Origin of the sequence: Streptomyces anatolicus (assembly GCF_019400875.1) — a bacterium.
GTDB lineage: Bacteria > Actinomycetota > Actinomycetes > Streptomycetales > Streptomycetaceae > Streptomyces > Streptomyces anatolicus.
The window spans coordinates 1-19,834 of record NZ_WMBF01000080.1; the positions used below are offsets into that span (position 1 = coordinate 1).

At 70.9% G+C, this 19,834-nt stretch carries 15 protein-coding genes; 8 read left to right on the plus strand and 7 right to left on the minus strand.

The window, feature by feature from the left end; translation table 11 throughout:
* The first annotated feature begins 72 nt into the window (after positions 1–72).
* Together GKQ77_RS10665 and GKQ77_RS10670 are read left to right on the plus strand one after the other, a co-directional pair.
* On the plus strand, positions 73–2,319 hold the full coding sequence (locus tag GKQ77_RS10665) for a phage holin family protein (RefSeq protein WP_219688477.1): 2,247 nt from the start codon (positions 73–75) through the stop codon (positions 2,317–2,319).
* Positions 2,320–2,402: 83 nt separating this feature from the next.
* Positions 2,403–3,827 carry an amino acid permease gene (locus GKQ77_RS10670; protein WP_219688478.1) on the plus strand — a complete coding sequence of 475 codons (1,425 nt, stop codon included), beginning with the start codon at positions 2,403–2,405 and terminating at the stop codon, positions 3,825–3,827.
* A 26-nt stretch (positions 3,828–3,853) separates the two neighbouring features.
* On the opposite strand, the gene GKQ77_RS10675 is transcribed toward GKQ77_RS10670, so the two are convergent.
* The 3 genes from GKQ77_RS10675 to GKQ77_RS10685 form a co-directional block, all read right to left on the minus strand.
* Entirely contained in the window at positions 3,854–5,482 is a 1,629-nt protein-coding gene (locus tag GKQ77_RS10675; RefSeq protein WP_219688479.1) for a DUF6345 domain-containing protein, read from the minus strand.
* 304 nt (positions 5,483–5,786) lie between these two features.
* Entirely contained in the window at positions 5,787–6,002 is a 216-nt protein-coding gene (locus GKQ77_RS10680) for a hypothetical protein (RefSeq protein ID WP_219688480.1), read from the minus strand.
* A 186-nt stretch (positions 6,003–6,188) separates the two neighbouring features.
* A complete protein-coding gene (locus GKQ77_RS10685; RefSeq protein WP_219688481.1) occupies positions 6,189–6,737 on the minus strand; it encodes a GNAT family N-acetyltransferase in 549 nt (182 codons plus the stop codon).
* 131 nt (positions 6,738–6,868) lie between these two features.
* Between GKQ77_RS10685 and GKQ77_RS10690 the strand changes: the two genes are divergently transcribed.
* From GKQ77_RS10690 to dnaK, 6 genes are all read left to right on the plus strand, one after another.
* Positions 6,869–7,330, plus strand: a complete 462-nt coding sequence (locus tag GKQ77_RS10690; protein ID WP_219688482.1) for a hypothetical protein — start codon at positions 6,869–6,871, stop codon at positions 7,328–7,330.
* Complete coding sequence (locus tag GKQ77_RS10695; RefSeq protein ID WP_219688483.1) at positions 7,327–8,079, plus strand: hypothetical protein; 753 nt, start codon at positions 7,327–7,329, stop codon at positions 8,077–8,079. Before GKQ77_RS10690 ends, GKQ77_RS10695 begins: the two co-directional genes overlap by 4 nt.
* A gap of 146 nt (positions 8,080–8,225) precedes the next feature.
* Positions 8,226–9,344, plus strand: a complete 1,119-nt coding sequence (locus tag GKQ77_RS10700) for a hypothetical protein (protein ID WP_219688484.1) — start codon at positions 8,226–8,228, stop codon at positions 9,342–9,344.
* Between the two features lie 160 nt (positions 9,345–9,504).
* A complete protein-coding gene (locus tag GKQ77_RS10705; protein WP_219688485.1) occupies positions 9,505–10,494 on the plus strand; it encodes a hypothetical protein in 990 nt (329 codons plus the stop codon).
* Positions 10,495–10,608: 114 nt separating this feature from the next.
* Positions 10,609–11,034, plus strand: a complete 426-nt coding sequence (locus GKQ77_RS10710) for an OsmC family protein (RefSeq protein WP_219688486.1) — start codon at positions 10,609–10,611, stop codon at positions 11,032–11,034.
* Positions 11,035–11,200: 166 nt separating this feature from the next.
* Positions 11,201–13,102 (plus strand): molecular chaperone DnaK, encoded by a 1,902-nt coding sequence (dnaK, locus tag GKQ77_RS10715; protein WP_219688487.1) that lies wholly within the window; start codon positions 11,201–11,203, stop codon positions 13,100–13,102.
* Here the strand turns inward: dnaK and narI are convergent.
* Genes narI through GKQ77_RS10735 form a run of 4 tightly spaced genes read right to left on the minus strand, consistent with a single transcriptional unit; the run spans position 13,099 to position 19,748 of the window.
* Positions 13,099–13,821: a respiratory nitrate reductase subunit gamma gene (gene narI, locus GKQ77_RS10720; RefSeq protein ID WP_219688488.1), complete on the minus strand. Its 723-nt coding sequence runs from the start codon at positions 13,819–13,821 to the stop codon at positions 13,099–13,101. The genes dnaK and narI overlap by 4 nt on opposite strands.
* Positions 13,821–14,393 carry a nitrate reductase molybdenum cofactor assembly chaperone gene (gene narJ / locus GKQ77_RS10725; protein WP_219688489.1) on the minus strand — a complete coding sequence of 191 codons (573 nt, stop codon included), beginning with the start codon at positions 14,391–14,393 and terminating at the stop codon, positions 13,821–13,823. The genes narI and narJ overlap by 1 nt, the downstream gene beginning before the upstream one ends.
* Positions 14,390–16,054: a nitrate reductase subunit beta gene (gene narH, locus GKQ77_RS10730; RefSeq protein WP_258021132.1), complete on the minus strand. Its 1,665-nt coding sequence runs from the start codon at positions 16,052–16,054 to the stop codon at positions 14,390–14,392. Before narH ends, narJ begins: the two co-directional genes overlap by 4 nt.
* A gap of 1 nt (position 16,055) precedes the next feature.
* Entirely contained in the window at positions 16,056–19,748 is a 3,693-nt protein-coding gene (locus GKQ77_RS10735; RefSeq protein ID WP_219688490.1) for a nitrate reductase subunit alpha, read from the minus strand.
* Between the last annotated feature and the right edge of the window lie 86 nt (positions 19,749–19,834).

Consider the following 19,834-nt stretch of genomic DNA (forward strand, 5'->3'; position numbering starts at 1 on the left):
GTGCCAGGGGGCGGGGCTGGGAGTTGTGACACGCTGGTGCCCGGTTCGGGGGGAAACGCGAAAGGGCAGAGCGTGGGGCGAGTGCGATGGCGCAGAGTCGGCAGCGCGCTGTGGCGCGTAGTGGCGGTATGGGCCGTCAGCACACTGACGATGCTCGTACTCGCCGGGCTCCTGCCCGACTTCAAGCTCCAGTCCGAAGACGGCGACAGCGCCACCCGCATCGCGACCACCGCCGCCCTCGGCGCCGGCGCCTTCGGTCTGCTCTCCGCACTGGTGTGGCCCCTGCTGGTCCGCGCCCTGCTGCTCGTACCCGCCCTCGTACTCGGCCTGCTCGCCTTCTTCCTCAACGGCTCGCTCCTGCTGCTCGCCCTGAGCCTCATCCCGGAGGACAGGGGCGAGGCCGGCGCGGAGACCGCCGTCGTCGTGGCCGCCGTGATGTCCGCCGTCGCCTCGGCCACCGGCGGCGCCCTCGCCGTGCGCGACGACGACGCCTACCGGCGGCGCCTGTACCGTCTCGCCGACCGACGCAGACGGCACGCCGACCAGGGCCGGCCGGGGCCCATCGCCCCCGGCACCGTCTTCATCCAGCTCGACGGCGTCGGCCACGACGTCCTGGAGGCCGCCGTCGCCAAGGGCCTGATGCCCACCGTCGCCCGCTGGCTGGGACAGCACCCCACTCCAGAACCGAGAGGGGCGAGAGGGGCCGTCCCAGGAGCCGCCGCCCCCACACACCGCCTCACCCCCTGGCGCACCGACTGGTCCAGCCAGACCGGCGCCAGCCAGCTCGGCATCCTGCACGGCTCCAACCACGACGTCCCCGCCTTCCGGTGGTACGAGAAGGACACCGGCGAGGTCATGGTCAGCAACCGGCCCGCCTCCGCCGTCGAACTGCAGCGCCGCGCCATCCGCCGCACCGGCGACGGCGGCCTGCTCGCCATCGACGGCGCCAGCCGCGGCAACCTCTTCAGCGGCGGCGCCGAGCAGCTCGCGCTCGTGCTCTCCATGGCCGCCCGCAGAGGCAAGAAGAACCGCTCCCGCGCCGGGTACTTCGCCTACTTCTCCGACCCCGCCAACGCCGTCCGCACCGCCCTCTCCTTCGTCGCCGAGGTCTTCAGGGAGATCGGCGAGTCCACCCGCGCCCGCGTCGAGCGGCGCCGCCCGAGGGTGAGCCGCGGCGGGCTCTACCCCTTCATCCGCGCCTTCGCGACCGTCGTGGAGCGCGACGTCGTGGTCGCCGCAGTCATCGGTGACATGCTCGCCGGGCGCAGCGCCGTCTACGCCGACCTGGTCGCGTACGACGAGGTGGCGCACCACTCCGGGCCGGCCGGCGGCGACGGGGAGAAGGTGCTCAGGCGCCTCGACCGCTCGCTCGCCCTGCTCGCCCAGGTCGCCGAGCACGCGCCCCGCGCCTATCGCATCGTGCTCCTCTCCGACCACGGGCAGAGCCCCGGCGAGACCTTCCGCGCCCGCTACGGCCTGACCCTCGGCGACCTCGTGAAGGCCGGCTGCGGACTTCCCGTGCCGCGCCGGGCGCAGCGTACGCACAGCGGCGCCGAGGCCAGGGCCGCCGTGCGGGCCGCGCTGCGCCGCCCGGTCGAGGAAGGCACCGGTGAACGCCGCCCGGCCCGGCGCGCGGAGCCGATCGTGCTCGCCTCCGGCAACCTCGGGCTCATCTCCTTCCCGGACGTACCGCACCGCATGACCCGTGAGGAGATCGACCGCCGCCACCCGGCACTGCTGCCGACCCTCGCCAACCATCCGGGCGTCGGCTTCCTCCTCGTACGCAGTGCGGAACGCGGTCCGCTGGTGCTCGGGGCGCGCGGCGCCGAGGTGTATCTGGACGAGGAACCGGTGGATCTCGGGCCGCTCGCGGAGTTCGGGCCCGGCGCCGCGGACGCCGTGCGGCGCACCGACGGCTTCCCGCACGCCGCCGACATCATGGTCAACTCCTGGTACGACTCCGAGGAGGGCGAGGTACTCGCCTTTGAGGAGCAGATCGGCTCGCACGGCGGGCTCGGCGGCGCGCAGGCCCGCCCCTTCCTCCTCTCCCCGCTCGTGCTCTCCGCCCCGGTGGGGGAGGGGGAGGAGCTTGTCGGTGCCGAAGCGGTCCACCGGGTGCTGCGGCGGTGGCTCGGCGAGGCCCTGGGGCCGCAGGTCCCGGTGCCCGTTCCGGTGCCGGGCGCGGACGTGACCAGCGAGGACGTACGCGTCGCGGAGGTCGCGGAGGCGATCGTTCCGGTGAACGATCCGCTGTCCGGAGGCCCCGGCGGCACAGCTTTTGCGGTCGTCGACCAGGCTCCGCAGGACAAAACACGCTGATTTTGAGCAGCGCCCGCCGTGCCCGACCATGGCTTCCGCTCGGCGATCCCGGGCACCTGGCACGACGAGAGGCGCACCACCCCATGCACGACACCGGAACCGCACCGCAGTCGGCTCCGGCCCCCGGACACGGGGTACCGACGCAGGCACCGAGCAAGCAGGCGCCGAGCGAGCGACAGGCTCCGAGCAAGCACGCCCGGACCTTCGGCCTTCCCGTCGCCACGTGTCTCGTGATGGGCAACATCATCGGCGGCGGCATCTTCCTGCTCCCGGCCTCCGTCGCCCCGTTCGGCACCATCAGCCTCGTCGCCTTCGGCGTCCTGACCGCGGGGGCGATAGCCCTGGCGCTCGTCTTCGGGCGCCTCGCCGAGCGCGACCCGCGCACCGGCGGACCGTACGTCTACGCGCGCGAGGCCTTCGGTGACTTCGCGGGGTTCCTCGCCGCCTGGTCGTACTGGATCACCACCTGGGTCTCCAACGCCGCCCTCGCCGTGGCCGCCGTGGGCTATCTGGACGTGCTCATACCGGTCGACGAGCACAAGTGGACCGCCTGCCTCGCCGCCCTCACCCTGCAACTCCTGCCCGCCCTCGCGAACTTCGCGGGCACCCGGTACGTCGGCGCGGTCCAGCTCGTCGCCACCGTACTGAAGTTCCTGCCGCTGCTGCTCGTCGCCGTCGGCGGCCTATTCTTCTTCGACAGCGCCAACCTCGGGCCCTTCCAGGCGAGCGACGACAGCCCGGTCGGCGCCGTCTCCGCTTCCGCCGCGATCCTGCTCTTCTCCTACCTGGGCGTGGAGTCCGCGGCCGTCAGCGCGGGCGAGGTCCGCGACCCGCGCCGCAACGTCGGGCGCGCCACCATCCTCGGCACCCTCGGCGCCGCGCTCGTCTATCTGCTCGGCACGCTCGCCGTGTTCGGGACCGTCGCGCACGACAAGCTCGTCGGCTCCACCGCGCCGTTCTCCGACGCCGTCAACGCCATGTTCGGCGGCTCCTGGGGCGGCACCGCGGTCGCCGTCGCCGCGCTCGTCTCGATGGTCGGCGCCCTCAACGGCTGGACGCTGCTGAGCGCCCAGACGCCGTACGCGGCCGCCAAGGACGGGCTCTTCCCGAGCGCGTTCGGCAGGAAGAAGCGGGGCGTGCCGACCGTCGGCGTCCTCGTCACCGTCGTCCTCGCCTCGCTGCTCACCGTCTACAACTACACGGCGGGCTCCGGCGGCGTCTTCGAGTCCCTGGTCCTGATCACCACGTTCACCGCGACCGTGCCCTATCTGCTCGCCACCGCCGCGCAGATCTACTTCCTCGTCTCCGGCCAGGGCGAGCGCGTCCACCGCGGGCGCCTGGTGCGGGACGCGGTCCTCGCGGGCGCCGCGTTCGCGTTCTCCATGTGGCTGGTCGCCGGGTCCGGGTACGCGGCCGTCTACCAGGGAGTGCTGTTCCTCTTCGTCGGGGTGCTCGTGTACGCGTGGATGGCGGCCCGCAAGCAGCGGGCCGCCACCTCGCACGCCTGACCGGGGTCCGTGACGCCGGGGGCGCGCTACCTCGCCAGCGGCGCGACGACCCAGCGCCGCGTCCTGAACATGCTGTCCCGCGAGCCGATCTCGATCAGCTTGCGGGCCGCGGGGTAGGCCTCGTCGCCCTCCAGCTCGTAACCGACCTGGAAGCTGTCGGGCACGTCCTGGACCTGGATCTCCTGCTCCGCCGCCGCGCCCCGCTCCTCACCGGCCGTGACCGCCGTCAGGTGGGCGAGCAGGGTCCGCTGTGCCGCGTCGAGCGCCTTGCGCGGGTCGCGGCCCTCGGGGGCGGCCGTGGACTTCCCGCTCCGCGGCTCGGGCGGCGAGATGTGCGTGCTCGGCTCGCGCGTGACGCCCGAGGGCTGCCGGGTGGCGATCTGCGACTGGACGACCGTGCCGTCGTTGTCGAGACCGACGCGGATCAGACCCTGGTCCGGGGTGATGACGGGCACGCCGTCGAAGACCTGCCGGAACGTCACGTGCGTCTCCAGGGAGACCGGGTGACCGATCTCGGAGCCGTCCTTCGTCCCGGAGTTCTGCATCAGGTCGTGCACGCTGTCGACGACCAGTTCGGCACCGTGCGCGTACCGCTCGGCGAACGGGCGCGCCGCCTCGATGGCGCGGTCGGTGGGCAGCTGCTGGGTGTTGCGGTGGTTGGGCGTGGCGAGGCGGACCCAGCTGACGCCGCGCGAGTCGGTGGAGATGACGCGGTCGCCGGAGGTCGCGCTGAGCACGCCCTGCCGCTCGACCTGGATCTCCTGCAGCGCCGCCGACGGGAAGTCGGCCAGCTCCCCGAGCCCGGCGAGTTCCGCGCTCGCCTCGCGGGGCGCCAGCCGCACGATCTGCTGCTGTGCCGGGAGCTGGGTGAGCGGCTGCCTGACGCCCTCGCGGGCGTGGTACCAGCGCCAGGCGTACCAGTTGTCCGGCACGTGCTCGCGGTAGAAGTTCCGCTCGGTGTTGAGGCGGTTGACGGCCTCGGCCTGGGTGGCGCCGGTCGCGGCGACCGACGGTGCCTGGCCTTGGTGGATGTCCCAGCTGGCGTTCAGCCAGGCCTCGCAGTACGTCTGCTGGGCCCGCCACTTCTCCCAGAACTTCTTGCCGTAGTCCGGGCTGTCGACGCTGACGGTCTCGAACCCGAAGATCATGCGGAAGCCGATGTTGGGCCCGGCCCAGGTGCGGATGGGCGAGTGCCCGCCGGTGACCTTCAGCGAGTCACAGGTCGACCAGAAGACGTAGTTCGCCTTCTCGTTGCCGAGCGCCATCCGGTTGGAGACGGCGTCGCTGCGGCCGTCCCAGGCGGCGCCGAGCGGCGCGAAGAACACGCCGTTGTTGTCCATGCCGCCGTGGCCCGAGTGGTAGACGGCGCAGACGGCGTCCATGCCGTAGCGGTCCTGCCAGTTGTCGTACGTCTCCTCGTACGCCCACACCTGGGCGCCGCCGTCGGCGAACCAGAAGTTGCGGTCGTAGAACTGCTGGAGGTAGTCCAGCCAGCCGGTGGCGTCGGCGTGGGTGTGGTAGAGCGGCGACTGGTTGACGAACTTCTGGATGCTGAAGGCACCCCACCAGCCGAAGGTCGAGTCCCGCTCACCCGCCGCTCCGGGCTTCTCCGGTTCCAGCGGGGACGGACCGCGGTCCGAGTAGTTGATGCGCATGGCCAAACCCCCTGAGAGGACTCTTCGCTGTCGTGCGCGAGAAGGCCTCAAAGTGTCACCGCGGACGCGCCTTGCCCAGTTGGGATTCCGGCCATAGGGCCCGCGCCACGGGCCCGTTCCCGCACCTCACGGGCCTCTTCGGTCAGGCCGCGCACACAACGTGTTCGTATCGCCCGCCCCGCACCTGCGCGCCCGGCTCGAACACCTCCCCGGCGTCCGCCGGCCCCCGCGCGGCCCGTTCTCATCCCGGGGCCCCGGCAGTGGGGGCCGGGGGCCACCGCGCGGGCGGCCCCCGAAAGGGCGGTCAGCGCTTCGGCGGCTTGACCCATCCCTTCTTGACCAGCTGGTCACAGTGCCACTTCCCCTGCGCCCGGCTCTCCCCCTTGTCCGCGGTCGCCTTGAGGCAGTCCGCGTACGGGAACGGAGGTCCCTGAACCGGGGCACCGGGGGCGGCCTGGGCGGTCACCGCCGACAGGCTGAGCCCGCCGGCTGCCACGGCCAGGGTCAGGGCAATGCTCATGCGACGCACAAAGTTCTCCTCTTCTCGCGCCGAAGCGGATCGCTCCGGAGATCCACGCTGTCTCGTCGCGGCTCATTCGCCGGACAAGATCAGCGAATGCCCAACGAGGAAGGTGCGCAGGAGGCAATCACCCATCCGTATTGACTCTTCATTGGCTCTCCGGCCGGGTTGAGCCGGCTCCGCCCCTCACATGGGCAGCGACCACAGCCGCACCGGCCCGGCGGGCCACTGGGCGTCCTCGTGCAGCGGCGTCACCATCGTCCGCAGCGGCATGGTCACCACGCGGTCGCCGGGCTGCTCGACCAGGACCTCTACGGAGGGGTCCTCGTCGACCGGACGCCAGCCGAGCCTCTCGTACAGCGCGACGAGCGGTGGGCGGCAGAAGAGCAGGGCGTGACGCGGGCCCAGGGTGCGGGCGTGGGAGAGGGCCGCCGCGACGACCGACCGTGCCAGGCCCCGGCCGCGTACGTCGGGGGCGACGGCCACGCTGCCGACGCCGACGACTTCCATACCGGTCCCGCCGACCGTCAGCGGAAGGCGGCGCAGTCCCGCGTGTGCCACGAACCGGTCCTCGTGACGTACGGCGAAGTGCTCATCCTTGGGCAGCCAGGCCAGGCCGGTCTCCGCGACGCCGAAGGGGTCGTTGCCTTCGCCCAGGATCTCGGCCAGGTCAGCGGAGGTGAACTGGGTGAGCCGGATCGCGCTCGGCGGGCCGGACGTGTGGTGTGCGCTCATCCCCACATGCTCCAACAGGCCCCCTGCGCACCGTCCGTCGGACCTGGTTGCGGTGCTCCTCTTCTCTTGTGATGAGGAGGTCCGTAGCCTTTTGTCGACCGTCTAAGTCTCTCCGCACGGACTGGGGGCACGTGGACACCGCGAGTCTGCTTCTGATCGGGGCGGCAGGCGGAGCGGTGCGCGGAGTCGTGCACGCATACGACTGCATGTCCGAATGGCTCCTACGGCGGCAGGAGTTCCGGCTCTCCGAGCAGCCCGAGGCCGAGGTGCCGCCGCCCGCCTTCGGTGCGTACTACGACGTCGCGGGCCAGAGCATCGCAGCCGTGGTGCACATGGTCATGGGGGCCGGAGTGGCCCTGCTCATGGAGGCCTGGGGGCAGATCGACGGTGGCTTCGCGACGTTCGCCGTCGGGGCATCGGCACCCTTGATCCTCGTTCAGCTCAAGCACACCCGGCTGGCGGGGGTCTTCATCGGCGACCCCAACGCACCGCAGGCCCCCCAGCCGCAGGACGCTCAGCCACCGACGACCGGGCCGCCGATCGAGCAGTCTGCCTCCCGGCGGCCGGCCGCGGGCCCGAGGGGCGCCGAATGACCCGGCCCACACTGCTCCGTCGCGCTGCCGCGGCGACGATCGGAGTCGACCGGCGCCCGAGCCACGCTCGCGCCCTGCCCCTCGCGCGAGGTCTCACGCTGACGCGCAGGGCTGCCGCCGCGACCATCGGCGTCCGTGCGCACCGCCTGCCCGCAGACGCGAGAGCCGAGGTGCCGGCGCAGAGGGCGGCAGCGGAGAGTGCGGGCGGCAGCCCGCTGTCCGCGCTGTCCCCGTTGGTGACCCTCGGCGCGCCCGAGAGGCCTCCGGCCAGGGAACGGTCGCGCCGTGGACTCGTCTTGGCCACGGCCGCCGCCGTCGTGGCCGTCGCCTTCGGCGCCTACGTCCACCACGAGGGCTCGCGCGTGGAGGAGCAGCCCCCGGCCCACGGGCCGACGGGTGTGCTGCCGGAGAAGTACCTCGGTACCTGGAAGAGCTCGCTCGAGAATAGCGACGGCTCCCACGCCCGGACGATGGTGATCCGGCAGGGATACGTGGACGACAAGGTGATGACCCTGACGGCGGTCGGACCGAGAAAGGGTGGCCCCAAATACCGCTGTGTGTTTGAGGCGCGACTGGACTCCGTCACATCTGGCGCCGTCCGGCTGGGCAGTTCGGCGGTGGTCTCGGGGAAACCGCGCTCGGCGTGCGTGCCCGGGAAATCGTCGACGCTGACCCTGGTGGGCGAGGACAAGCTTCGGCGCGCCGACAGGGATGGCGCGGGCAAGCTGACGTACGACCGCTCCCAGTGACGTACGACCGCTCCCAGTGAGGACGAGCAGCTGCCTGCTTCCGTCATGCTTCGTTCGAACTGTTGATCGTCACTACCTACACTCACGCATGCCCCAGTTCGCGGAGCTTCGGGCATCGAGTAGTCGAACGGGAACGGGAGTGCGGTGTGAGCGGGGTTGGCGGGCAGGACGGGTCGTCCGTATCCGACGAGGAGTGGGAGCGGTTCCTCCGCGAGTCGGTGACGGGTGCGGCCGGGGCCCCTGTGGAGCCGTCGGCGCGCGCCCGTGAGGTGGAGCGGCGGCTGCGGGAGCGTCCCGGGCGGCCGGAGGGCTGGCGCACGTACTCGCCGGCCCGTCCCCGGCGCAGGACAGGCTGGTATGTGATGGGGCTGGTGGCGGCCTTGGCCCTCCTGGTCGTGGGGCTCTTCCCGCAGCAGCTCGCCGGTTTGTTCGGCGGTGACGAGGGCGGGCAGGACGGGAAGCCGTTGGCCGCTGAGTCCGGCAGGCCGCGGGAGGCGCCCGGCGCCGGGAGCGGTCTGCGCCCCACCCTCGCCGAGCCCTTCCGGGGGTCGCCCGCCGCCCGCTGGGCCGACGGAGCGGCGGGGATCACGGTACCGCCGGCCAGGGCGACCGGCTGGATGGACACCGCCCAGGTCGAGCGGGCACTGCGGAAGAGCCGGGACTTCCTGGCGGCCGCCGGGCTCGACCCCCGCGTGCTGCGCGGCGAGCGGCCCACGAAGGCGATCGCGCTGCTGAACCCGCACCAGAAGGACGTCAAGGCGTACCTCCGCACCGCCCTGTCGTCGGCGGAGCCCACGGAGAAGGCCGACCCGCTGCTGCTGTTCAGCCGCTTCCGGCCGGAGCAGGCCCGGCTCGTCGGCGACGTGGTCAAGACGCGCGGCCGGCTCACCTACCGGGAGGGGGAGCGGGCGGCGGTCGAGGTGACGGCGGACGTCACCTTCGTGTACCCGGTCACCTCGGCGGGCGAAGGCGGCCAAGACGCCGAGGTCGTCCGTACGATCGTGCGGCGCGAAGTGGTGATGAGCTGGGACGACCCGGCGAAGGTCATCACCGAACCGGGCACGATGTCCCTCGTCTCCTACACGCTCGACATGACCAACGGCGGCTGCTCCGGCCCCACCGGCTACTTCGAGCCGCCCTTCGGCAAGGACGGCGGGCAGTCGGCCGACGAGGACCGCCGAGTCGACCCGTACGACCGCAGCAAGCCGATCGACACGGGCGACGGCACGAGGGGCGACGGCTGCGCGAGCGCCGACCGCTCCTAGGGCGCCGGTCCTGTCAGGAACAGCGCAACCATTTGCGGGCGGTGTGGGTCTACCGACCGAACACACTCACTAGGAGACCATCATCACCGCCATACGCAAGACTCTGACCGCCACCGCAGTCGTCGGCGCGGTCCTCGCCGGCACGGCCGCCTGCGGCACCGTGGAGCAGCTGTCCGCCGGCCAGAAGCTCGACGAGGCCTTCGAGAACATGAACAAGGAGAAGTCGCTCTCCTATGAGTTCTCCCTGGACACCGACGCCGCCTCGCTCAAGGCCCTGGACGACTCCTCGGGCTCGGAGCCCGGCGAGGAGATGCCCGACGAGGCCGCGCGCCTGCTCAGCGACGCGAAGATCAGCGTCACCGTGCAGTCGAGGAAGCCGTTCGGCGAGTCCGGTGAGAAGGACTTCGACCGCATGGCCATGAAGATCAGCGGCCGGGACGGGAAGCTGGCCGAGTACCGGGTCATCGGCGACCAGGTGTACTTCCGCAGCGACATGGCCAAGGTCGGCAAGGCCATGGGCACCCCCGTGCCGACCGCGGCGGACCTCCCCCCGGAGGCCGGCGCCCTCAAGAAGGTCCTCGAGGGCGAATGGGTGAAGGTCGACATGAAGGAGATCGAGCGCCTCGCCGCCGAGGGTGATGACGGGCCGGGGTCCGAGCCCTCCCCGGAGCCCACCCTCGACGCCGCCACGCAGAAGAAGCTCGTGAAGGCCATGCGTGAGGCCGTCGGCCGTGAGGTCAAGCTGAAGACGGCCGGGGGCGAGGACGGGACCGAGCGCATCACCGCCACCGCTCCCTTCCGCACCCTGGTCACCGAACTGGTCGACGAGCTGCGCCCGCTGTCGAAGAAGCTGCCCCCCGGCACGGAGCTGCCGACGGCCAAGGAGCTGAAGGACGCCCCGAACGCGAAGGTCAGGGCGGACATCACGCTGAAGAACGAGGAGCTGAAGGAGGTCCGCATCGACCTCGCCAAGCTCACCGAGAACACCAAGGTGAAGAAGCTCGGCCTGGTCATCCGGATGACCGAGGGCACCAAGCCCACCGCCCCCGCGGGCGCCACCGAGCTGGACCTCGAGGAGCTGATGGGCGGAATGATGGGCGGAATGGGTATGGGCATGGGCGGCCCGGCCGGTACCGCGGGCGGCGAGTGACACGTAAGCCGTGACGGGTCGCCGTCGGGAGGCGCTTTCAGCCGCCTCCCGAGTGTGATCGGATGGTGGCCACGGAAGTTCCGATCACGGAACCGCACTGAAGGGAACTGCATCGTGGCAACCACGCGCTCCGCGCACACGGTCTGGGAAGGCTCTCTGACGGAGGGCTCGGGCACCGTCACCTTCGACTCCTCCGGCATCGGCGAGCAGGCCGTCTCCTGGCCCGCCCGCGCCGAGCAGGCGAACGGCAAGACCAGCCCGGAGGAGCTGATCGCCGCCGCGCACTCCAGCTGCTTCTCCATGGCCCTCTCGCACGGGCTGACCGGCGCGGGCACCCCGCCCGAGCGGCTCGTCACCTCGGCCGACGTCACCTTCCAGCCCGGCACCGGCATCACCGGTATCCACCTCACCGTCGAGGGCACCGTGCCGGGCCTCGACGAGGCGGGCTTCACCTCGGCCGCCGAGGACGCCAAGGCCAACTGCCCGGTGAGCCAGGCGCTGACGGGTACGACCATCACGCTCACGGCCAAGCTGGCCTGACGCGCGGCGCCCGCCGACGGCGCCCGTCCAAGATGCCGCCGCCCCGCCCGGGGTGGCGGCATCGTCGCGTCCGGGGATTGACAATGCGCCGCTCAAGTTTTGTGATGGAGAGCGGAGTAGACACGGATTCGGGGGACACAGGGCTCGCGGCGGAAGGGACTGGACCATGGCACGTGCGGTCGGGATCGATCTCGGTACGACGAACTCAGTGGTGGCCGTGCTGGAGGGCGGTGAGCCGACCGTCGTCGCCAACGCGGAGGGCGCCCGCACCACCCCGTCGGTCGTCGCCTTCGCGAAGAGCGGCGACGTCCTGGTGGGCGAGGTCGCCAAGCGGCAGGCGGTCACGAACGTGGAGCGCACCGCCCGCTCCGTCAAACGCCACATGGGCGACGGCGGCTGGCGCTTCCCGGAGGACGGCTCCGTCGACGGCACCCGCTACACCGCGCAGGAACTCTCCGCGCGCGTCCTGCAGAAGCTCAAGCGCGACGCCGAGTCCTACCTGGGCGAGGACGTCACCGACGCGGTGGTCACCGTCCCCGCGTACTTCGACGACACGCAGCGCCAGGCCACCAAGGAGGCCGGCGAGATCGCGGGGCTCAACGTCCTGCGCATCATCAACGAACCGACGGCGGCCGCCCTCGCGTACGGCCTGGACAAGGGCGACGACCAGACCGTCCTCGTCTTCGACCTGGGCGGCGGCACCTTCGACGTCTCGCTCCTGGAGATGGGCGAGGGCGTCATCGAGGTGAAGGCCACCAACGGCGACACCCAGCTGGGCGGCGACGACTGGGACCAGCGGATCGTCGAGTACCTGGTACGGCAGTTCAAGAACGGGCACGGCATCGACCTCGGCAAGGACAAGATGGCGCTCCAGCGCCTGCGCGAGGGCGCCGAGAAGGCGAAGATCGAGCTGTCCTCCTCCAGCGAGACGGACATCAACCTCCCCTACATCACCGCCTCCGCGGAGGGCCCCCTGCACCTCGCCGAGAAGTTGACGCGCGCTCAGTTCCAGGAACTGACCGCCGACTTGCTCGACCGCTGCAAGGAACCCTTCCACCAGGCCGTCAAGGACGCGGGCGTCAAGCTCTCCTCCATCGACCACGTGATCCTGGTCGGCGGCTCCACCCGCATGCCCGCCGTCACCGAGCTGGTGCGGGAACTCACCGGCAAGGACCCGCACAAGGGCGTCAACCCCGACGAGGTGGTGGCGCTCGGCGCGGCCCTGCAGGCCGGTGTGATCCGCGGTGACGTGAAGGACGTACTGCTTCTCGACGTGACGCCGCTCTCCCTCGGCATCGAGACCAAGGGCGGCATCATGACCAAGCTCATCGAGCGCAACACCACGATTCCCACCAGGCGTTCGGAGACCTTCTCCACCGCCGAGGACAACCAGCCCTCGGTCGGCATCCAGGTCTTCCAGGGCGAGCGGGAGATCGCCGCGTACAACAAGAAGCTCGGCGTCTTCGACCTGACCGGACTGCCGCCCGCCCCGCGCGGCGTCCCGAAGATCGAGGTCACCTTCGACATCGACGCCAACGGAATCATGCACGTCTCGGCCAAGGACGAGGCCACCGGACGCGAGCAGCGCATGACGGTGACCGGCGGCTCCGCGCTGCCCAAGGACGACATCAACCGCATGGTCCGCGAGGCCGAACAGCACGCGGAGGAGGACCGCAAGCGGCGCGAGGCCGCGGAGACCCGCAACCAGGCCGAGCAGCTCGTCTACCAGACGGAGCGCTTCCTGCGGGAGAACGGCGACAAGATCCCCGCGGGGACCAAGGACGAGGTCGAGGCGGCCGCCGCCGAGCTGAAGGACCTCCTCAAGAACCGCGCCGACGACACCGCCGCCCTGCGCACCGGCGCCGAGAAGCTGGCGACGGTCAGCCAGAAGATGGGCCAGGCGATGTACGAGGCCTCGGGCGGGGGCGCCCAGGAGGAGACCGGTTCCAGCGGTGCCGCCGCGGAAGAGGGCGTGGTGGACGCCGAGATCGTGGACGAGGACGACAAGGGCAAGGGCGGCGAGGGCAAGGAGGGTCAGGACAAGGGCGGCCAGGGCAGGACGGCTTAAGACCCCGTCCGCTCCCAGCCGCGCCTCTCCGGCCGTGCGCCCACCCGCTCGGGATCCCGGGCGCGGTAGACCACGTACGGCCGGAAGAGGTACTGGAGCGGCGCGCTGAACATGTGGATCAGACGGGTGAACGGGACCAGGGCGAACAGGACCATGCCGACCACCGCGTGGATCTCGTACAGCACCGGCACTCCCGTCATCCGGTCGATGTCGGGCCGGAGCGTGAACAGGCTGCGCGCCCAAGGGGCGATGGAGTCGCGGTAGTTGTAGCCGTCGCCGGACGCGTGCGTCAGTTTGGCGACCATGCCGAGCACGATCGCCGCGAACAGCACCAGGTACATCAGTTTGTCGTTGGCGGTCGTCGCGCGGAACACCGGCGTGTTGGTCCGGCGCCGGTAGAGCAGCAGCAGGATGCCGAGCACGAGCAGGACCCCGGCCGCCGTGCCGCCGTACAGCGAGAACAGGTGGTACGTGTGCTCGCTGACGCCCGCCTTCTCCGTCCACGACTCGGGCAGGAACAGGCCGACCAGATGGCCGACGAGCACGAAGAGGATGCCGTAGTGGAACATCGGCGAGGCGATGTTGAGGAGCTTGGACTCGTAGACCTGTGACGAGCGGGTCGTCCAGCCGAACTTGTCGTAGCGGTAGCGCCAGATCGTGCCCGCGACGAGCAGCACGAAGGCGATGTAGGGAAGGGCGCCCCACAGCAGCGTTTTCATCAGTGCTCCCCGATGAGTGCGAAGGGTTCGAGGCCGACGTCCTCGCGCGGCGGCCCCGAGCGGGCGAGCGCGAGCGCCTCGGCGCGGTCCTTGGGCGAGGGGCCCGGCAGGGACGCGCACACCGCGTCGAGCACGGTCGCGTACGGCGTGCCGAAGTCACCAAGGGCGAGCCGCAGCAGCTCAAGGCCGCTGCGGTGCTCCTCAAGGAGCACCGGGCCCGCGTGCGCCGAGAACTCCAGGACCGCCGGCAGGAAGTCCGGCAGCTCCTCGCCGCTGAACTCCAGACCGTGCGCGCGGTAGACCTCCTTGAAGCGGACGAGCGCCATGCCGCGCCGCCGCGTGTCGCCCTCCCGCCACCAGCTCAGATACAGGCTGTGCCGGTTCTTGAAGTCGAATACCCGCACATAGTGCGCCGCGAGTTCGCGGGGTTCGGTGGCCGCCGCGTACGTCAGGAAGGCGTCCAACTCAGGGGGAGCGGCGGCCTTCAGCAGCGGCAGGCGCTCGTGGAACTCCTCGTCGGGGTAGCCGAGGCAGAGCGCGGATGCCTGATAGAGCACGGCGTGCCCGGTCACTGGTCGTCCTCCTCAGCGGCGTGCGCCTTCTCGGCGGCGCTCGGCTCCCGGTCGGCGGTCTGCCGGTCGCGGAGCGTGTGGAAGTTCTCGATGGTGACGAGCGGCAGCTGCTTGCGGCCGGAGTCCTGGCCGAAGGGCCCGTCGCCGCCCATGCCGGGCCCGCCCTCGAAGTCGAGGCTGCACGAGTCGGAGAGTTCGGGCAGGGCCGACTCCTCAAGGCGCCGCGCGTCCGCGACGGCGGCGGTCGGGATGACGTACCGGTCCTCGTACTTGGCGATGGCCAGCAGCCGGTACATCTCCTCGATCTCGGGCCCCGACATCCCCACCGACCCCGCCACCGAACTGTCGGGCGTGTCACCGAGGTTGATGGCCCGCATGTGCGCCCGCATCGCCGCCAGCTTCTCCAGCGATGACCGCACCGGTCCCACGTCCCCGGCGGTGAAGATCTCCGCGAGGTATTCGAGGGGGATGCGCAGGGTGTCGATGGCGCCGAAGAGGTTGGCCGCGTCCTCGCCGTCGTGCCCGGTCTCCGTCAGCGCGTCCACCACCGGGGAGAGCGGCGGGATGTACCAGACCATCGGCATGGTGCGGTACTCCGGATGCAGCGGGAGCGCCACCTTGTACCTGCTGATCAGCGCGTGTACGGGGGAGCGGCGCGCCGCCTCGATCCAGTCGTACGAGATGCCGTCGCGCTCCGCCGCGCGCCGCACCTCGGGGTCCTCGGGATCGAGGAACACGTCCAACTGGGCTTCGTACAACCTGTGTTCGTCGGGCTCGCTCGCCGCCGCCGTCACCTTGTCCGCGTCGTACAGGATCACCCCGAGATAGCGCAGCCGGCCCACGCACGTCTCCGAGCAGACGGTCGGCAGGCCCACCTCGACGCGCGGGTAGCACATCGTGCACTTCTCGGCCTTGCCGGTGCGGTGGTTGAAGTACACCTTCTTGTACGGGCAGCCGGTCACGCACTTGCGCCAGCCCCGGCAGTGGTCCTGGTCGACGAGGACGATGCCGTCCTCCTCGCGCTTGTACATCGCGCCGGACGGGCAGGACGCCACGCACGACGGGTTGAGGCAGTGCTCGCAGATGCGGGGCAGATAGAACATGAACGTCTGCTCGAAGGCGAACTTCACCTTGTCGGACGCCTGTTGGCGCGTCTTGGCGACCATCGGGTCGAGGTGGCCGTGCTCGGTGGTGCCGCCGAGGTTGTCGTCCCAGTTCGACGACCACTCGATCTTCATCGGCTTGCCGGAGATCAGGGAGCGCGGCTCGGCCACCGGATAGTCGTCGCCGAGAGGGGCGTCGGTGAGGTTCCGGTACTCGTACGTCCAGGGCTCGTAGTAGTCCTTGATCTCCGGCAGCTTGGGGTTGGAGAAGATCTCAAGGAGCGACTTGATCCGGCCGCCGTTCTTCAGCTTCAGGGCGCCGCGCCTGTTCAGCTCCCAGCCACCGCGCCACTTCTCCTGGTCCTCGTAGCGGCGCGGATAGCCCTGGCCGGGCCGGGTCTCGACGTTGTTGAACCAGACGTACTCCATGCCGTCGCGGTTGGTCCACGCCTGCTTGCACGTGACGGAACAGGTGTGACAGCCGATGCACTTGTCGAGGTTCATCACCATCGCGATCTGGGCCATACAGCGTCCGATGGTGCCTTCGGCACGGGTCATGTCAGTACTCCACATCCTGCGAGCGGCGGCGGATGACCGTCACCTCGTCGCGCTGATTGCCCGTCGGCCCCAGGTAGTTGAACGCCCACGACAACTGGGCGTAACCGCCGATGAGATGGGACGGCTTGAGGATCAGCCGGGTCAGGGAGTTGTGGATGCCGCCGCGCTTCCCGGTCGTCTCCGCCTTTGGGACGTTCACCGTGCGCTCCTGCGCGTGGTGCATGTAGACCGTGCCGGCCGGCATGCGGTGCGAGACGATCGCGCGGGCCACCACGACGCCGTTGCGGTTGACCGCCTCGATCCAGTCGTTGTCCCGCACGCCGATCGCGTCCGCGTCCTGCGGCGCCATCCAGATGCACTGGCCGCCGCGCGAGAGCGACAGCATGAAGAGGTTGTCCTGGTACTCGGAGTGGATCGACCACTTGTTGTGCGGCGTCAGGTAACGGACCGTCACCTCTTTCTCGCCGTCCGGGCCGAGCCGCGGCTCGCCGAAGAGGCGGTTCATGTCCAGTGGGGGCCGGTAGACGGGCATCGCCTCGCCCAGTTCATGCATCCAGTCGTGGTCGATGAAGAAGTGCTGGCGCCCGGTGAGGGTGTGCCAGGGCTTGAGGTGCTCGGTGTTGAGCGTGAACGCCGTGTAGCGGCGCCCGCCGGACTCGCTGCCGCTCCACTCCGGCGAGGTGATCACCGGCACGGGCGCGGCCTGCGTGTCGGCGTACGTGATGCGCTTGCCCTCGTGCTCGGCGGCGAGGTGCGCCATCTCCTGGCCGGTACGCGCCTCCAGGGTGTGGAAGCCCTGGGTGGCCAGGCGCCCGTTGGTCGTGCCGGACAGGGCGAGGATGGTGTTGGCCGCCTTCACGGCCGTGTTCAGGGCGGGGCGGCCGTCGGCGGGCCCGCCGAGCACCACGCCGTTGCGCTCCTTCAGCTCCTCGACCTCGCGGTCCGGGTGCAGCGCGATGCCCTTGGCGGGCAGTCCCAACTGCTCCACCAGCGGTCCGAGTGCGGCGAACTTCGCACCGATCGCGGTGTAGTCGCGCTCCACGACCGTGAGGTTCGGCATCGTCCTGCCCGGCACCGGCTCGCACTCGCCCTTGCGCCAGTCCAGGACGACCCCGCCGGGCTGCGCGGTCTCGCCCGGCGTGTCGTGCTGGAGGGCGGTGGCGACGATGTCCTTGCGCACGCCGAGGTGGTCCACGGCCAGCTCGCTCAGCCGCTCCGCGATCACACGGAACGTGTCGAAGTCGGTGCGGGCCTGCCAGGGCGGGTCGACGGCGGGCGTGAAGGAGTGCACGTAGGGGTGCATGTCCGTGGTCGACAGATCGTGCTTCTCGTACCAGGTCGCGGCGGGCAGCACGACGTCAGAGAGCAGTGTGGAGGAGGTCTGCCGGAAGTCGAGGGAGACGAGGAGGTCGAGCTTGCCCTCGGGGGCGTCGTCGCGCCAAGTCACGGTCGAGGGGCGCTCGTTCGGTGCCGCTTCCTCGGCGCGCAGAGAGGAGTGCGTGCCGAGCAGATGCTTCGTGAAGTACTCGGCGCCCTTGGCGGACGAACCGAGGAGGTTGGCGCGCCACAGGGTCAGGACGCGCGGCCAGTTCTCGGGGGCGTCCGGGTCCTCGCAGGCGAACTTGAGCGTGCCCGCCTTGAGTTCGCCGACGACGCCTGCCACCGGATCGCCCGATGCCTCCGCGAGGTCCAGCGGGTTGCGGTCGAACGTCGGATACGACGGCATCCAGCCGGTCCGCGCCGAAAGGGCCAGACAGTCAGCGCCGGTCATGCCCGCGAAGCGGCCCTCGCCCAGCGGGGAGGCGAGCACGTCAGCGGCGAACTTGTCGTAGCGCCACTGGTCGGTGTTGAGGAACCAGTAGGCGGCCCCGATCATCTGGCGCGGCGGCCTGCTCCAGTCGAGGCCACCGGCCAGCGTCGCCCACCCGGTGACCGGGCGGCACTTCTCCTGGCCCACATAGTGCGCCCAGCCGCCCCCGTTGCGACCCTGACAGCCCGTCAGCTGGAGCAGGGCGAGGAAGGAGCGGTAGATCGTCTCGGAGTGGAACCAGTGGTTGGTGCCCGCGCCCATCAGGATCATGCAGCGGCCCCGCGACTTCTCCGCCGTCGCGGCGAACTCCCTGGCGATCTTCACGCACTTGGCGGCAGGCACGGACGTGTGCGCCTCCTGCCAGGCGGGCGTGCCGGGCTGCGAGGCGTCCTCGTACGAGGTGGGCCAGGAGCCGGGCAGCCCCGCGCGCCCGACGCCGTACTGCGCGAGGAGCAGGTCGAAGACGGTGGTGACCAGGGGCCCGTCCTGCCCGCCGAGCCGGGTGGCGGGGACCCCTCGGCGTACGACCTCCCCACGCCCCTGACCGTGCGTGCCGCCCTCGGTGTCGAAGCGGGGCAGCAGCACCTCCACGCCCGCCGCCACCGGGGAGCCGTGCAGACTCAGCAGCGGCTTGATGTCACCGAGGTCCAGATTCCACCGTCCCTTGCCGGACTCGGTCCAGCGGAAGCCGAGCGAGCCGTTCGGCACGGCGGGCCGCCCGGTGTTCTCGTCGAGCACCGCCGTCTTCCAGTCGCCGCCCTCACCGGCCTCACCGCCCTCGCCCAGATCGGTGGCGCGCAGGAACTTCGCGGGCACGTACGCGCCGTCGCGCTCGGTCAGCGTCACCAGGAAGGGCAGATCGGTGAACTTGCGCACGTAGTCGGTGAAGAACTCCGTCGTGCGGTCGACGAAGAACTCCTTGAGGACGACATGCCCCATCGCGAAGGCGAGCGCGCCGTCCGTGCCGGGGTGCGGGTGCAGCCACTCGTCGGCGAACTTGGCGTTGTCGGCGTAGTCGGGCGCCACGACCACGACCTTCTGCCCGCGGTAGCGCGCCTCGGCCATCCAGTGCGCGTCGGGCGTCCGCGTCACCGGCACATTGGAACCCCACATCATCAGATACGCGGCGTCCCACCAGTCACCCGACTCCGGTACGTCCGTCTGGTCGCCGAAGACCTGCGGGGAGGCGACGGGAAGGTCCGCGTACCAGTCGTAGAAGGAGAGCATCGGCGCGCCGATGAGCCCCATGAAACGGGCGCCCGCCGCGTGCGACACCATCGACATCGCGGGGATGGGCGAGAAGCCCGCGACGCGGTCGGGACCGTACGTCTTGATGGTGTGGACGTGCGCGGCCGCGATGATCTCGACGGCCTCGTCCCAGCTCGCCCGCACCAACCCGCCCTTGCCGCGCGCCTGTTGGTACCTGCGTCGGCGCTCCGGGTCGGCCTGGATGTCCGCCCAGGCGAGCACCGGGTCGCGCAGCCGGGCCTTCGCCTCGCGGTACATCTCCACCAGGACGCCGCGCAGATACGGGTAGCGGACGCGCGTGGGGGAGTACGTGTACCAGGAGAACGCGGCGCCGCGGGGGCAGCCGCGCGGCTCGTACTCGGGGCGGTCGGGGCCGACGCTCGGGTAGTCCGTCGCCTGCGTCTCCCACGTGATGATGCCGTCCTTGACGTACACCTTCCAGCGGCACGAGCCGGTGCAGTTCACGCCGTGCGTGGAGTTCACGACCTTGTCGTGGCTCCAGCGGTCCCGGTAGAAGGCGTCCGCGTCCCGTCCCCCGGTCAGCGCGACGCTGTGCAGGTCGGGGGCGGTGGTGCCGCGCCGGAAGAACTTCCCCGCCCGCAGCAGGGCCGCGGCGGGCTCGGTCGTCTCTGTCACCGTGGAGCTCCCTAGGTCTGCCTTTCAACGAACCTAGGGGGGCGGGGCGGGGGCCGCCTTTCGGCCGGCGCCGTATGGGTTGCGGG